Genomic DNA, 13,410 nt, shown 5'->3' on the forward strand with positions numbered 1-13,410 from the left:
GCGGTGAAAAATAACCGCACTTTTTAGATAAGGATGACTTGTGAAAATCACGTTAATTGCTGTTGGAACAAAAATGCCTTCTTGGGTTACAACGGGTTTTGAGGAATATCAACGCCGTTTCCCAAAAGATATGCCTTTTGAACTGATTGAAATCCCAGCAGGTAAGCGTGGAAAAAATGCTGATATTAAACGTATTTTAGAGCAAGAAGGTAAGGCGATGTTAGCTGCCTGTGGAAAAGGCAAAGTCGTGACGTTAGATATTCCTGGTAAACCTTGGACGACACCGCAGTTAGCCGAGCAATTAGAAGCGTGGAAAAATGATGGTCGCGATGTTTGTTTGTTGATTGGTGGGCCTGAGGGGCTTTCGCCAGAATGTAAAGCCGCTGCAGAGCAAAGTTGGTCGCTTTCGCCATTGACATTACCTCACCCACTTGTTCGTGTTGTAGTGGCTGAAAGTTTGTATCGCGCGTGGTCGCTCACTACTAATCATCCTTATCATCGAGAATAATACATCCTTATTTTTAGCCAGATGAATTTAAAAAAATTTTTCAATACGCCAACTCATGAGCCGTTCCGCGATAAAAAAGCGGAGCGTAACCTTTTTGCACGCCGAACTTTAGTGGCTTTTTTGGGGATTTTGCTACTAACAGGTGTTTTATTCACCAATATTTATCAGCTACAGATTGTTAATTTCGATACTTACCGAACGCGTTCTAATGGTAACCGAATTAAATTATTACCTTTACCGCCAACGCGTGGCTTAATCTATGATCGTTACGGTAAATTATTAGCCGAAAATCTTACTTTTTTTGGTTTATACATTGTGCCGGAAAAAACTGAAAATTTAGACCGCACTTTAGATGAATTACGCTACATTGTGGGATTGACGGATAATGATATTGAACATTTTAAAAAAGAACGTCGCCGCGGAACGCGTTATACACCGATTTTATTAAAGCCGAATTTAACAGAAGAACAAATTTCACGCTTTGCGGTAAATGGCTACCAATACCCGAGTTTAGAGGTACGTCCTTATTTCAAACGCCATTATTTATATGGCGAAACAATGGCGCATATTTTGGGATATGTAGGTAAAATGAATGATAAAGATGTAGAACGTTTGAAACGAGAGGATAAATTTGCGAATTATGCGGGGACGAACGATATTGGAAAATTGGGTATTGAACGTTATTACGAGGATATACTGCAAGGTACCACGGGTTTTGAAGAAGTAGAAATTAATAATCGCGGCAAAGTAATCCGTACTTTGCGTAGCCGACCTGCTGTGGCGGGAAAAAGTATTCATTTAACTATTGATTTGGCATTACAGCGTTATATTACTGAACTTTTATCGGGACTAAAAGGTGCTGTAGTTGTGCTTGATCCGAAAGATAGTAGTGTATTAGCGATGGTATCTACACCAAGTTATGATAATAATTTATTTGTTGATGGTATTTCCTCCGAAGATTATAAACGTTTATTAAATGATCCTGCTCGTCCGCTTTATAGTCGTGCGACACAAGGTGCGTATCCGCCCGCTTCAACAGTCAAACCTTTTATTGCAGTAGCCGCACAAACTGAAAATGTGATTACACCAAACACAACGATTTTTGATCCGGGATATTGGGTATTACCTAACTCCACAAAACGTTTTCGTGATTGGAAAAAAACAGGCCACGGAGATACGGATTTGAATAAAGCGATTACTGAATCCTCTGATACTTATTTTTATCAAGTGGCTTATAATATGGGTATTGATCGTCTTTCTAATTGGATGAAGGATTTTGGTTTTGGTATGCCAACGGGGATTGAAATTCAAGAAGAAACGGCTGCCAATATGCCAACTCGAGAATGGAAACAAAAACGCTATAAACGCCCTTGGGTACAAGGCGATACGATTTCGGTTGGGATTGGTCAAGGTTATTGGACGGCAACACCACTACAAGTAGCAAAAGCGACGACGATATTGGTCAATAATGGCAAAGTAAATACACCGCATTTGATGAAAGCAATTGAGGGGGCAGTTCTAGAGCCTTATGAAGATCCGTTAATTTATCCTGATATTAGTACACCTAAAGTGACGGCTTGGGAGGCAGCGAAACGCGGTATGTACAATGTTGTTAATGCTGCAAATGGAACTGGGCGAAAAGCCTTTGCAGATGCCAATTATCGTGTTGCAGGAAAATCTGGTACTGCTCAAGTGTTTAGTTTAAAAGAAAATGAAAAATATAATGCGGTGGGATTGAAAAAAGAATTACATGATCACGCATGGTTTACCGCATATGCGCCTTATGAAAACCCTAGATTGGTTGTGACAGTGATTTTAGAAAATGCAGGTGGTGGTTCAAGTAATGCCGCACCGTTAGCGCGTAAAGTGATGGATTACTATTTAAATCAGCGTTTACCACAAGTTGAAAAATATAATGTACCTATTCAGCAAAAAAAAGATTTGTCACAAGAGAGCGAACAAATAAATGGAAGATAAAATCCCTTTTTGGTTGCGTGTTTGGCAACGTTTGCATATTGATTTTTGGCTGTTTATCGGACTTCTTGCAATAACGGCTTATGGTATGCTGGTGTTATATAGTGCATCAGGTGCCAGTGAAATGATGTTTAATAACCGAATTATTCAGGTTTTACTTGGATTTATTGTTATGCTGTTAATGGCTCAATTTCCACCAAGATTTTACCAACGCATCGCACCTTATCTTTATTTAATTGGTTTTGTGTTGTTGATCTTAGTAGATGCTATTGGCACGACAAGTAAAGGTGCGCAGCGTTGGCTTGATCTGGGATTTATTCGTTTTCAACCCTCTGAAATTGTAAAGCTTGCGGTGCCATTAATGGTCGCTGTGTATTTAGGTAATCGACCACTTCCACCTAAATTAAGTGAAACATTTATTGCGATTGCAATGATTATGATTCCGACTTTACTTGTAGCTATACAACCTGATTTAGGCACATCAATTTTGGTAAGTGCGTCAGGTTTATTTGTAGTATTTTTAGCTGGAATGAGCTGGTGGCTTATTTTAGCTGCAGTGATTGGTCTGGCTGGGTTTATTCCGATCATGTGGTTATATCTAATGCACGATTATCAACGTACTCGTGTACTTACATTATTAGATCCAGAAAAAGATCCTCTCGGTGCAGGCTATCATATTTTGCAATCAAAAATTGCGATTGGTTCTGGTGGATTAAACGGAAAAGGCTGGATGCAGGGGACTCAATCACAATTAGAATTTTTGCCCGAACCTCATACAGATTTTATTTTTGCGGTAATGGGTGAAGAGCATGGAATGATTGGTTTCTTGATTTTAATAGCGATTTACTTATTTATTATTGTGCGTGGTTTAATGATTGCTGTAAATGCTCAAACTTCTTTTGGGCGTATTCTTGCTGGTGCAACGACATTAATTTTCTTTGTCTATGTATTTGTTAATATTGGAATGGTGAGCGGTATTTTGCCTGTTGTGGGTGTGCCATTACCTTTATTTAGCTATGGTGGTACATCTTATGTTGCTATTATGGCGAGCTTTGGTTTACTGATGTCTATTCATACGCACAAAAGTCAATTTATGAAAAGGAACTAATTTCATTTTTTTCTTTCTTAAAGAGAGACTAAATGAAAAGCGTCAATACTTATGAAATTAAAAACTTGGTTAAATTTGACCGCACTTTCGCTGTTTATGGTAGGCATTAATCTTCCAGTGCAAGCGAATACACAAAAAATGTATGGCATTCGAGGTGATAATCTGTCTATTACTACTAAAATGCCAACACCAATTACTTATTCGGTGAAAGGGAAAACCTATACGACTAAAAGTGGAGATGATGCCAAATTTTATATAAAAGAAGGAGTGGCGAGTTACTACCATTCTAAGTTTAATGGTCGCAAGACGGCAAATGGTGATATTTATCGTGCTACACAATTTACTGCAGCACATAAAACATTACCAATGAATTCTTATGCTTTGGTCACAAATCTGAATAATAATCGTAAAGTTATCGTTCGTATTAATGATCGTGGACCTTTCAGTGATAAACGTTTAATTGATCTTTCGCACGCTGCAGCAAAAGAAATTGGCTTAATTTCCCACGGCACTGGACAGGTAAGGATTGAGGCGTTGCACGTTGCTAAAAATGGAAATTTATCAGGTGCAGCCACAAAAACACTGGCTAAACAAGCAAAAACTCAGGAAGCTGCCGATCGTTTAGTATTAAAATCTAACACGTTTTCCGATAAGTCGCTTCAGGCTACAAATGAAAAAAAAGGAACTGAATTTTACCGTTTGAAAATGCTTGAACTAACCTCTCGTAGCCAAGCAAATAAGTTAATTACGCAACTTGCGTTAGCGAATATTCAGGCTGAAGTAAATCGCTCGGGAAATAAATATGAAATTCATATTGGGCCTTTTGATGACAAAACAAAAATGGCACAAGTGAGAACTAAATTACAAAAAATGGCAAATAATAAGCCATTAATTGTTTATACGTATAAAAATTAATTGTAGGAAGATCTTATGTTGAAAAGAACAACAAAAATCGCATTTTTATCTGGATTTGTGGCATTTAGCACTTTTTCCGTATCTGCTGAAGATATTCAGTTTGCTGTAATGCCTCCACAAATTACGGCTCAAACGTATGTACTGATGGATTATAATTCAGGCGCAATTTTGACCGCACTTAATCCAGATCAACGTCAATATCCTGCATCACTGACTAAAATGATGACAAGTTATGTAGTTGGTGTCGCATTAAAACAAGGCAAAATCCATAATACTGATATGGTGACTATTGGCGAGAGTGCGTGGGGACGTAATTTCCCTGACTCATCAAAAATGTTTTTAGATTTAAATACACAAGTATCTGTAGCAGATTTGAATCGAGGCGTGATTGTTGTTTCTGGAAATGATGCAACAGTGGCTTTAGCCGAACATATTTCTGGCAATGTACCGAACTTTGTAGAAACAATGAATAAATATGTTCAAAAATTTGGTTTGAAAAATACGAATTTCACTACGCCACATGGTTTGGACGATCCAAATCAATATTCTTCCGCGCGTGATATGGCAATTATTGGTGCGCATATTATTCGTGATTTACCTGAAGAATATAAAATTTACTCAGAAAAAGATTTCACATTTAACAAGATTAAACAACCTAACCGTAATGGCTTACTGTGGGATAAAACTATCAATGTTGATGGGATGAAAACGGGTCACACCAGTCAAGCAGGATATAACTTAGTTGCTTCTGCGACGACACCAAACAATATGCGTTTGATTTCAGTGGTAATGGGGGTTCCAACTTATAAAGGTCGTGAAGTAGAAAGTAAAAAACTTTTACAATGGGGTTTTGCTAATTTTGAAACCTTTAAAACTTTAGAAGCAGGTAAAGTCATTTCAGAGCAACCTGTTTATTATGGTGATAAAGGTAGCGTGAAATTGGGAACGCTACAAGACCGCTTTATCACTATTCCGAAAGGTAAACAAAATGAGCTTAAAGTGCGCTATGAGTTAGAAGGTAAAAACTTACAAGCACCTTTAGCAAAAGGACAAATTGTAGGGAAAGTCGTTTATCAATTAGAAGGCAAGGATATTGCAGCGGTAAACTTACAAGTAATGGATGAAGTTGGCGAAGCCGGTATTTTCGGAAAAGCTTGGGATTGGCTGGTGCTCACTGTAAAAGGCTTGTTTGCATAAAATATCTGAGAAATTACCGCACTTTTTTAATTAAGAGATTACGTACTATGTGGGTAGTTTGCCATCCACGCATAATTTTTATTACTGAGAAATAATATGACAACGGAAAACGATTACGCAAAACTTAAAGAATTAATGGAATTTCCAGCAAAAATGACCTTTAAAGTTGCTGGGATTAATCGAGAAGGGTTAGCACAAGATCTTATACAAGTGGTTCAAAAATATATTAAAGGCGATTATATTCCTAAGGAAAAACGCAGTAGTAAAGGCACTTATAATTCGGTATCAATCGACATTATTGCTGAAAACTTTGAGCAGGTAGAAACACTTTATAAAGAACTGGCTAAAGTTGAAGGCGTGAAAATGGTTATCTAGTATGAATAATTCCCTTATCGTTCGTCAGTTAGGATTGCAAGATTATCAAGAAATTTGGCATAAAATGCAGAATTTTACAGATAGTCGAACCGAGGAAACGCAAGACGAAATTTGGTTGGTGCAGCATCCTCCTGTATTTACCCAAGGGCAAGCAGGTAAACCAGAGCATCTTTTACAACGTAGTGAAATACCTGTAGTGCAGTCCGATCGTGGTGGGCAAATAACCTATCATGCACCCGGTCAGCAAGTGATGTATGTGCTCATTGATATTAAGCGTCATGAGAATTTAAATGTACGTCAATTAGTTACCGCACTTGAACAAACGGTGGTAAAAACCTTAGCTGAATATGGTATTGAAAGCTATCCAAAACCTGATGCACCAGGTGTGTATGTGGATGGAAAAAAGATTTGTTCTCTTGGACTACGTATTCGTCGTGGTTGCTCTTTTCACGGGCTAGCATTGAATATTAATATGGATCTGAATCCATTTCATTATATTAACCCATGTGGCTATGCTGGTCTTGAAATGTGTCAATTAGCGGATTTTGTTAATCAAGATGAGGCTAATTGCGATAAGGTTTCAGCAAAATTAATTAAACACTTCGCCGAACTTTTAGGCTATAATGTAACAACTTTATAACATTTTATAAAAAGTAAATGCCCAACTTGGGCATTTTTATTTAGGAAAATACTATGTCTACTCCTTTCAAAATGGAACGCGGTGTAAAATATCGCGATGCGGCAAAAACCTCAATTATTCCCGTAAAAAATATCGATCCTAATCAAGAGCTATTAAAAAAACCAGAATGGATGAAAATTAAACTTCCAGCAAGTTCAGCTAAAATTGAAAGCATTAAAAATGGAATGCGCCGTCACGGGCTACATTCTGTTTGTGAGGAAGCATCTTGTCCAAATTTACACGAATGTTTTAATCATGGAACTGCAACTTTTATGATTTTAGGTGCAATTTGTACGCGCCGTTGTCCATTCTGTGATGTGGCTCACGGTAAACCATTACCGCCCGATCCTGAAGAACCACAAAAATTGGCAGAAACGATTCAAGATATGAAACTTAAATATGTGGTAATCACATCGGTGGATCGTGATGACTTACCTGATCGTGGTGCAGGTCATTTTTCTGAATGTGTAAAAGCTGTGCGCGAGCTTAACCCTAACATCAAGATTGAAATTTTAGTGCCAGATTTTCGTGGTCGCGTTACACAGGCTTTAGAAAAATTAAAAGATAATCCGCCAGATGTCTTTAATCACAATTTAGAAAATGTACCGCGCTTATATAAAGAAATTCGTCCTGGTGCGGATTACGAGTGGTCACTTAAATTATTGCGTGAATTCAAAGAAATGTTCCCAAATATCCCAACCAAATCTGGTTTAATGGTGGGATTAGGAGAAACTAACGAGGAAATTTTGCAAGTAATGCAAGATTTACGAGATAATGGTGTAACGATGCTGACATTAGGGCAATATCTCCAACCTAGCCGTCACCATTTGCCCGTTGCGCGTTATGTTCCGCCTACCGAGTTTGATATATTTCGTGATAAAGCTAATGAAATGGGCTTTGAACATGCAGCTTGTGGACCATTTGTTCGATCTTCTTATCATGCTGATTTACAAGCCAGTGGCGGATTAGTGAAATAATTTAAAACTACGCGGAATTAAACCGCACTTTTTGCTTCTTACAAAAGTGCGGTTTATTTTTACAACTCAGAGTAACCGCCAATATTGCCTATTCATTAATCAACTATTAAGCCTATCATCATTTCCGCAATTTTAAGGAAAAGGATATCAAGAAAATAGTATTTTTAACTTATATGATCGAGTACCATGTAAGTTTTTGAAAAAAAGAAAATATCTATAAATTATTCAATGTATAATGCAGTGTGAAGATAATATTAGATTATAAAGTTGGGGAAAATATGAGCTTATCTTGTATCGTAATTTGCTCATCGCTTATAATAACTCTATACTACTAACTTGGTAGTGATGTTATGTTTTCTTCTTTTTTGGAGAGTCGATGCAATTTGAGCGAATTTCTACTGAACAAAAAAAACTTTCTCTCATTCAGACATTTTTACATCAAAATGCGCTTAAATTAGATGAACAAATCGAGTATTTTGTTGTTGGCTATAATGATAACGAACAAATCGTTGTCTGTGGAGGTTTAGCAGGCAATATCATAAAATGTGTTGCGATTGATGAGTCTTTGCGTGGTAGCGGTGTTGCCCTGCAATTAATTACTGAATTGGTTGATTTAGCTTACACGCTAAAACGCCCACACCTTTTTATTTATACAAAACCCGAATATGCAACGTTGTTCAAATCTTGCGGTTTTTATATCATCTCTGATGCCAATCCTTATGTAGTATTGTTAGAAAATAGTGCTATGCGTTTACAAAAACAATGCTCATTATGGGAGAAAATGCGTGTGGATGGTAATCGAATTGGCTCGATTGTAATGAACGCGAATCCATTTACCTTAGGTCATCGTTATTTAATTGAGCAAGCATTACAACAATGTGATCATCTGCATTTATTTATTGTTGGTGAAGACGCATCGCAATTTTCTTACGCTGAACGATTTGAAATGGTTAAACAAGGTATTTTCGATTTACCCAATATCACTCTTCATTCTGGCTCTGACTATATTATTTCTCGTGCAACATTTCCAAATTATTTCCTAAAAGATCAATTAATTACAGATGAAAGTTATTTTGAGGTTGATCTGAAGTTATTCCGTTTACATATTGCTCAGGCTTTGGGCATAACACATCGCTTTGTTGGTACTGAGCTAAATTGTCCCGTCACTGCCGAATATAATCGCCAAATGCATTATTGGTTAAGGGATGCCGAAATGAATGCAGCAAAAATAAATGTTATCGAGATACCTAGAAAAACAGCAAGCAACCAGATTATTTCTGCTTCTACAGTACGAAAGCATTTGGCTGAAAAAAATTGGGCTCAACTCGCAGAGTTTGTGCCTATGACTACGTTAAATTATTTACAAAAGTGCGGTCGTTTTTAAATACATTTTTATTCATCAATATACGGAAGGAAAATCTATGAAAATAACAAAAGTAGCCGTTGCAGGGACACTGGAATCCAGTGATGTTCAAGTACGGGTTCAACCTTTTGATTCACTCGATATTGAAATCAATAGCTCAGTAGCAAAACAATTTGGTGAACAAATTGAAGCGACAGTTCGTGAAGTATTAGCAAAACTTGGCATTACAGCAGCACAAGTCATTGTAGAAGACAAAGGGGCGTTAGATTGCGTGTTACAAGCTCGAGTAAAAGCTGCTGCAATGCGTGCAACTGATGAAATGATTAACTGGGAGGCTGTGTTATGAAATTAAGAAGAAGTATGTTATTTGTGCCAGGCTCAAATGCCGCCATGTTAAGTAATAGCTTTATTTATAAACCAGATTCCATTATGTTTGACTTAGAAGATGCGGTTGCTCTCAAAGAAAAAGATTCTGCTCGTTTATTAGTCGCTCACGCACTTCAACATCCGCTTTATAAAGAAATTGAGACCGTAGTTCGTGTTAATCCGCTAGATTCTGAATTTGGTTTATTGGATTTGAATGCGGTAGTGCGTGCGGGTGTGGATGTGGTACGTATGCCAAAAACTGAAAACGCGCAAGATGTGTTGGATATGGATCACGTCATTACTGAGATTGAGAAAGCTTGCGGTCGAGAAGCAGGTTCGACTAAAATGCTAGCAGCCATCGAATCACCATTAGGTATCACTCAAGCCAACCAAATAGCTTTCGCTTCTAAACGTTTAATTGGTATCGCATTGGGTGCTGAGGATTACGTACGTAACTTAAAAACCGAGCGTTCACCAGAGGGGATTGAACTGCTTTTTGCTCGTTGTTCTATTTTACAAGCGGCACGTGCGGCTGGCATTCAGGCCTTTGATACCGTATATTCTAACGCGAACAATGAAGAAGGCTTCTTAAAAGAGGCTGCGTTAATTAAACAGCTTGGTTTTGACGGTAAATCCTTAATCAACCCACGCCAAATTGAATTGTTACACAACTTATTTGCACCGACACAAAAAGACGTGGAGCAGGCAAAACGCATTATTGAAGCGGCAGCAGAAGCTGAACGACAAGGGGCTGGTGTTGTTTCGTTAAACGGTAAAATGATTGACGCACCGATTATTGATCGCGCAAAACTTGTATTAGAACGTGCGAAATCAGGTATTCGTGAAGAGTAAAGGGAGATAAAAAGATGACAACAAGAGAACAACGTATTGAAAAATATCACGCTGATCGCTCAGTCTATCAAGCGGTGCCTAAATCTGAATCCCTTTCTCGTACAGCGAAAGATCGCAAACTTTGTACCTCTCTAGAAGAAGCGATTAAACGCTCTGGCTTAAAAGATGGTATGACTGTTTCATTTCATCATGCTTTTCGGGGCGGAGATTTTGTGGTGAATATGGTGATGAATAAAATTGCCGAAATGGGTTTCAAAAATCTGACCCTTGCATCTTCATCTTTAATTGATAGCCACTTCCCGATTGTCGAACATATCAAAAATGGCGTGGTCACCAAAATCTATTCTTCTGGTTTACGCGGTGAACTTGCAGAGCAAATCTCTCGCGGTTTATTGAATGAACCTGTAAATATTCATTCTCATGGCGGACGTGTTCACTTAGTAAAATCTGGCGAATTAAAAATTGACGTTGCTTTTTTAGGCGTACCTTGCTGTGACACATTCGGTAATTCCAATGGATTTACTGGAAAAAGTAAATGCGGCTCTCTAGGCTATGCGCGTGTCGATGCTGAATACGCTGACAAAGTTGTGTTGCTCACAGAGGAATTTGCTGAATACCCGCACCACCCAATCAGCATTGCTCAAGATCAAGTAGATTTAATCGTGCAAGTTGAAGCAGTCGGTGACCCGAAAAAAATTGGCGGTGGCGCAACCCGAATGACTACCAATCCACGCGAATTACTCATCGCGCGTAAATGTGCAGAAGTAATTTTTGCCAGTGGTTATTTTAAAGATGGCTTCTCATTACAAACTGGTTCTGGGGGGGCAGCATTAGCTGTTACACGCTTCCTAGAAGAAAAAATGCGTCGTGAAAATATCACTGCCGATTTCGCACTTGGCGGTATTACCGCAAGTATGGTGGCATTACATGAGGCTGGTCTTATTAAAAAATTATTAGATGTTCAAAGTTTTGACTCTGTTGCGGCTGAATCACTTGCTCGCAACCCAAATCATATTGAAGTTTCCGCTAACCAATATGCGAACTATAGTTCCAAAGGGGCATCGGTTGAACGTTTAGATATGGTTATTCTTTCTGCTCTAGAAATCGATACTAAATTTAACGTGAATGTATTGACTGGCTCTGACGGTGTGATTCGCGGTGCATCTGGTGGTCATTGCGATACCGCAGCTTCTGCACAAATAGCAATCATTGTGGCACCATTAGTTCGTGGTCGTATTCCAACCGTGGTGGAAAACGTGATTACCTGTGTAACACCTGGTGAAAACGTCGATATTCTCGTTACCGATCATGGTGTAGCAGTAAATCCTAAACGTCCAGATTTGATAGACGCTTTAAATAAAGCAGATATTCCTTTGTTTACCATTGAACAGCTTTGTGAGCGCGCTTACAGCATTACAGGTAAACCAAAAGAAATTGAGTTTACTAATAAACCTGTGGCTGTTGTTCGTTATCGTGATGGTTCGGTGATTGATACGGTGTATCAAGTTAAAGACTAGAATCAGCATTACAAGCGATCTACTTTCAATAGCCAAAATTAACTCTTGTCTTCCCATGATTATCAGGAAAGGAACCCAAAGAGTTGAAAGGGACTCAATTAGCTCTTTCAGCTTTCGCCAACACCCTATAAATGGAAAGCGTTAAGAAAATTTATTTTTATACAAAAGAGCGGTCAAATTTTGCAGCATTTTTTTACGACATTCTCTACAGAGGGTTCAGAAATTTCACTTGAAGCATTACTTAATGCTCGAGAGGAACGTGCAATTTTACAACAACAGCTTATAACACAATATGGACAAACCTTACTTTGCATCACTTTAACTGCTGTGGGTGGAGTAAAAAAAAATGCTTTGTTGGATTATGTTTTTAGAAAAGCTCTAGAAAATCTGACCGCACTTTTTACTCAGTTAAACATTACAGCAGTAAAAGAAATAATCCGTCCGTTAGAAACGGGGCATGAAGCCTATTTTGTATTACCGATAGATGCTCGTACGCTAAAAGTGCTGATGATTGAATTGGAAGAAAGCATTCCTCTTGCTCGTTTGTGGGATTTAGATGTGTTTAATGCTAAAGGCAATCTACTGAGTCGTACAGATTTTGATCTTTCTCCAAGAACTTGTTTAGTGTGCGGAGAAAATGCAAAAATCTGTGCGAGAACCCACAAGCACGAGATTGATGAGATTGTAGATAAAATTCAATCTCTTGCACAAAATCATGATTTCGCAGAACATATTGGTGAACAAGTTTATCTGGCATTAATACAAGAGGCTCGCTTATCGCCAAAACCTGGTTTAGTGGATGCCATCAATAACGGTTCGCACAAAGATATGAACCTGCATACTTTTGAGCAAAGTGCGATTAGTTTAAAACCTTTTTTTACGCAGTTTGTTCTCAAAGGCATGATGACCGCACATTTGTCTGAAAATCAAATTCTCGCTGAAATTCGTCCTTTAGGTTTATTGGCGGAAAAAGCAATGTTTAAAGTTACTGATGGCGTAAACACCCACAAAGGTGCTATTTTTTCTTTTGGTTTAGTGTGTACGGCAATTGGACGATTATTGGCACAAAAAAGTTTGGCTCAAAGTGCGGTAGATTTTGATGTTAAATTAATCTGCTCACTTGTTGCACAATTTACTCAAGGTTTAACGGATGAACTCAAAAATTATCCTGAACACTTGCCTAGTACGGCTGGAGTGCGTTTATTCCAAAAATATGGCTTAACAGGTGTCCGTGGCGAAGCAGAAAATGGTTTTAATCTCATTCAAACGTTGTTGCCACAATTTGATGAGTACCATCAGTTAGAATGGGAACATCGTTTACTGATTTTGTTGTTGAATTTAATGGCAATTAACTCCGACACTAACGTGGTTCATCGAGGTGGTTTAGCAGGATTGCATTTCATACAGCAAACAGCACGGGATCTGCTTACAGATCAACATCTTGTGACAGATAAAGTAGCACTGACACAAGCATTAATGAAATTTGATACCGCCTGCATTGAACGTAATTTAAGTTCGGGCGGTAGTGCTGATTTATTAGCACTAACAATTTTCTTTTTATCATTTAGAGGTAATTAAT

Annotated in this window: 13 protein-coding genes; all 13 read left to right on the forward strand. The window is 38.2% G+C overall.

What is annotated here, in order from left to right; all coding sequences use genetic code 11:
- The first annotated feature begins 40 nt into the window (after window positions 1–40).
- Window positions 41–508 (forward strand): 23S rRNA (pseudouridine(1915)-N(3))-methyltransferase RlmH, encoded by a 468-nt coding sequence (gene rlmH / locus ACPT9C_RS04620; protein ID WP_005649848.1) that lies wholly within the window; start codon window positions 41–43, stop codon window positions 506–508.
- Window positions 509–529: 21 nt separating this feature from the next.
- A complete protein-coding gene (gene mrdA / locus ACPT9C_RS04625) occupies window positions 530–2,485 on the forward strand; it encodes a penicillin-binding protein 2 (protein WP_046067519.1) in 1,956 nt (651 codons plus the stop codon).
- Window positions 2,475–3,590: a rod shape-determining protein RodA gene (rodA, locus tag ACPT9C_RS04630; protein WP_050949315.1), complete on the forward strand. Its 1,116-nt coding sequence runs from the start codon at window positions 2,475–2,477 to the stop codon at window positions 3,588–3,590. The genes mrdA and rodA overlap by 11 nt, the downstream gene beginning before the upstream one ends.
- A gap of 51 nt (window positions 3,591–3,641) precedes the next feature.
- The gene (locus ACPT9C_RS04635) at window positions 3,642–4,505 is read left to right on the forward strand and encodes a septal ring lytic transglycosylase RlpA family protein (protein ID WP_050949316.1); all 864 of its coding nucleotides are present in this window, start codon (window positions 3,642–3,644) and stop codon (window positions 4,503–4,505) included.
- 15 nt (window positions 4,506–4,520) lie between these two features.
- On the forward strand, window positions 4,521–5,702 hold the full coding sequence (locus tag ACPT9C_RS04640) for a D-alanyl-D-alanine carboxypeptidase family protein (protein WP_050949317.1): 1,182 nt from the start codon (window positions 4,521–4,523) through the stop codon (window positions 5,700–5,702).
- Between the two features lie 96 nt (window positions 5,703–5,798).
- The gene (gene ybeD / locus ACPT9C_RS04645; protein WP_006995721.1) at window positions 5,799–6,077 is read left to right on the forward strand and encodes a DUF493 family protein YbeD; all 279 of its coding nucleotides are present in this window, start codon (window positions 5,799–5,801) and stop codon (window positions 6,075–6,077) included.
- Between the two features lies 1 nt (window position 6,078).
- Window positions 6,079–6,717 (forward strand): lipoyl(octanoyl) transferase LipB, encoded by a 639-nt coding sequence (gene lipB / locus ACPT9C_RS04650; protein ID WP_050949318.1) that lies wholly within the window; start codon window positions 6,079–6,081, stop codon window positions 6,715–6,717.
- Window positions 6,718–6,770: 53 nt separating this feature from the next.
- Complete coding sequence (gene lipA, locus ACPT9C_RS04655; protein ID WP_012054772.1) at window positions 6,771–7,733, forward strand: lipoyl synthase; 963 nt, start codon at window positions 6,771–6,773, stop codon at window positions 7,731–7,733.
- 376 nt (window positions 7,734–8,109) lie between these two features.
- Window positions 8,110–9,117: a [citrate (pro-3S)-lyase] ligase gene (gene citC / locus ACPT9C_RS04660; protein WP_050949319.1), complete on the forward strand. Its 1,008-nt coding sequence runs from the start codon at window positions 8,110–8,112 to the stop codon at window positions 9,115–9,117.
- Window positions 9,118–9,154: 37 nt separating this feature from the next.
- Window positions 9,155–9,442 (forward strand): citrate lyase acyl carrier protein, encoded by a 288-nt coding sequence (gene citD, locus ACPT9C_RS04665; RefSeq protein WP_005639587.1) that lies wholly within the window; start codon window positions 9,155–9,157, stop codon window positions 9,440–9,442.
- The gene (gene citE, locus ACPT9C_RS04670; RefSeq protein ID WP_050949320.1) at window positions 9,439–10,314 is read left to right on the forward strand and encodes a citrate (pro-3S)-lyase subunit beta; all 876 of its coding nucleotides are present in this window, start codon (window positions 9,439–9,441) and stop codon (window positions 10,312–10,314) included. Before citD ends, citE begins: the two co-directional genes overlap by 4 nt.
- 14 nt (window positions 10,315–10,328) lie before the next feature.
- Window positions 10,329–11,831, forward strand: a complete 1,503-nt coding sequence (gene citF, locus ACPT9C_RS04675) for a citrate lyase subunit alpha (RefSeq protein WP_105887323.1) — start codon at window positions 10,329–10,331, stop codon at window positions 11,829–11,831.
- Window positions 11,832–12,011: 180 nt separating this feature from the next.
- The gene (gene citG / locus ACPT9C_RS04680; RefSeq protein ID WP_076773460.1) at window positions 12,012–13,409 is read left to right on the forward strand and encodes a triphosphoribosyl-dephospho-CoA synthase CitG; all 1,398 of its coding nucleotides are present in this window, start codon (window positions 12,012–12,014) and stop codon (window positions 13,407–13,409) included.
- Window position 13,410: the final 1 nt, after the last annotated feature.

It is taken from the genome of Haemophilus sp. HN_Hi16, from assembly GCF_049823435.1.
Lineage (GTDB): Bacteria > Pseudomonadota > Gammaproteobacteria > Enterobacterales > Pasteurellaceae > Haemophilus > Haemophilus influenzae_D.

Bases quoted from the DNA above. Each gene is read 5' to 3' on its own strand.
- mrdA (WP_046067519.1), top strand. From the start codon at position 530: ATGAATTTAAAAAAATTTTTCAATACGCCAACTCATGAGCCGTTCCGC.
- rodA (WP_050949315.1), top strand. From the start codon at position 2,475: ATGGAAGATAAAATCCCTTTTTGGTTGCGTGTTTGGCAACGTTTGCAT.
- ACPT9C_RS04635 (WP_050949316.1), top strand. From the start codon at position 3,642: ATGAAATTAAAAACTTGGTTAAATTTGACCGCACTTTCGCTGTTTATG.
- ACPT9C_RS04640 (WP_050949317.1), top strand. From the start codon at position 4,521: ATGTTGAAAAGAACAACAAAAATCGCATTTTTATCTGGATTTGTGGCA.
- ybeD (WP_006995721.1), top strand. From the start codon at position 5,799: ATGACAACGGAAAACGATTACGCAAAACTTAAAGAATTAATGGAATTT.
- lipB (WP_050949318.1), top strand. From the start codon at position 6,079: ATGAATAATTCCCTTATCGTTCGTCAGTTAGGATTGCAAGATTATCAA.
- lipA (WP_012054772.1), top strand. From the start codon at position 6,771: ATGTCTACTCCTTTCAAAATGGAACGCGGTGTAAAATATCGCGATGCG.
- citC (WP_050949319.1), top strand. From the start codon at position 8,110: ATGCAATTTGAGCGAATTTCTACTGAACAAAAAAAACTTTCTCTCATT.
- citD (WP_005639587.1), top strand. From the start codon at position 9,155: ATGAAAATAACAAAAGTAGCCGTTGCAGGGACACTGGAATCCAGTGAT.
- citE (WP_050949320.1), top strand. From the start codon at position 9,439: ATGAAATTAAGAAGAAGTATGTTATTTGTGCCAGGCTCAAATGCCGCC.
- citF (WP_105887323.1), top strand. From the start codon at position 10,329: ATGACAACAAGAGAACAACGTATTGAAAAATATCACGCTGATCGCTCA.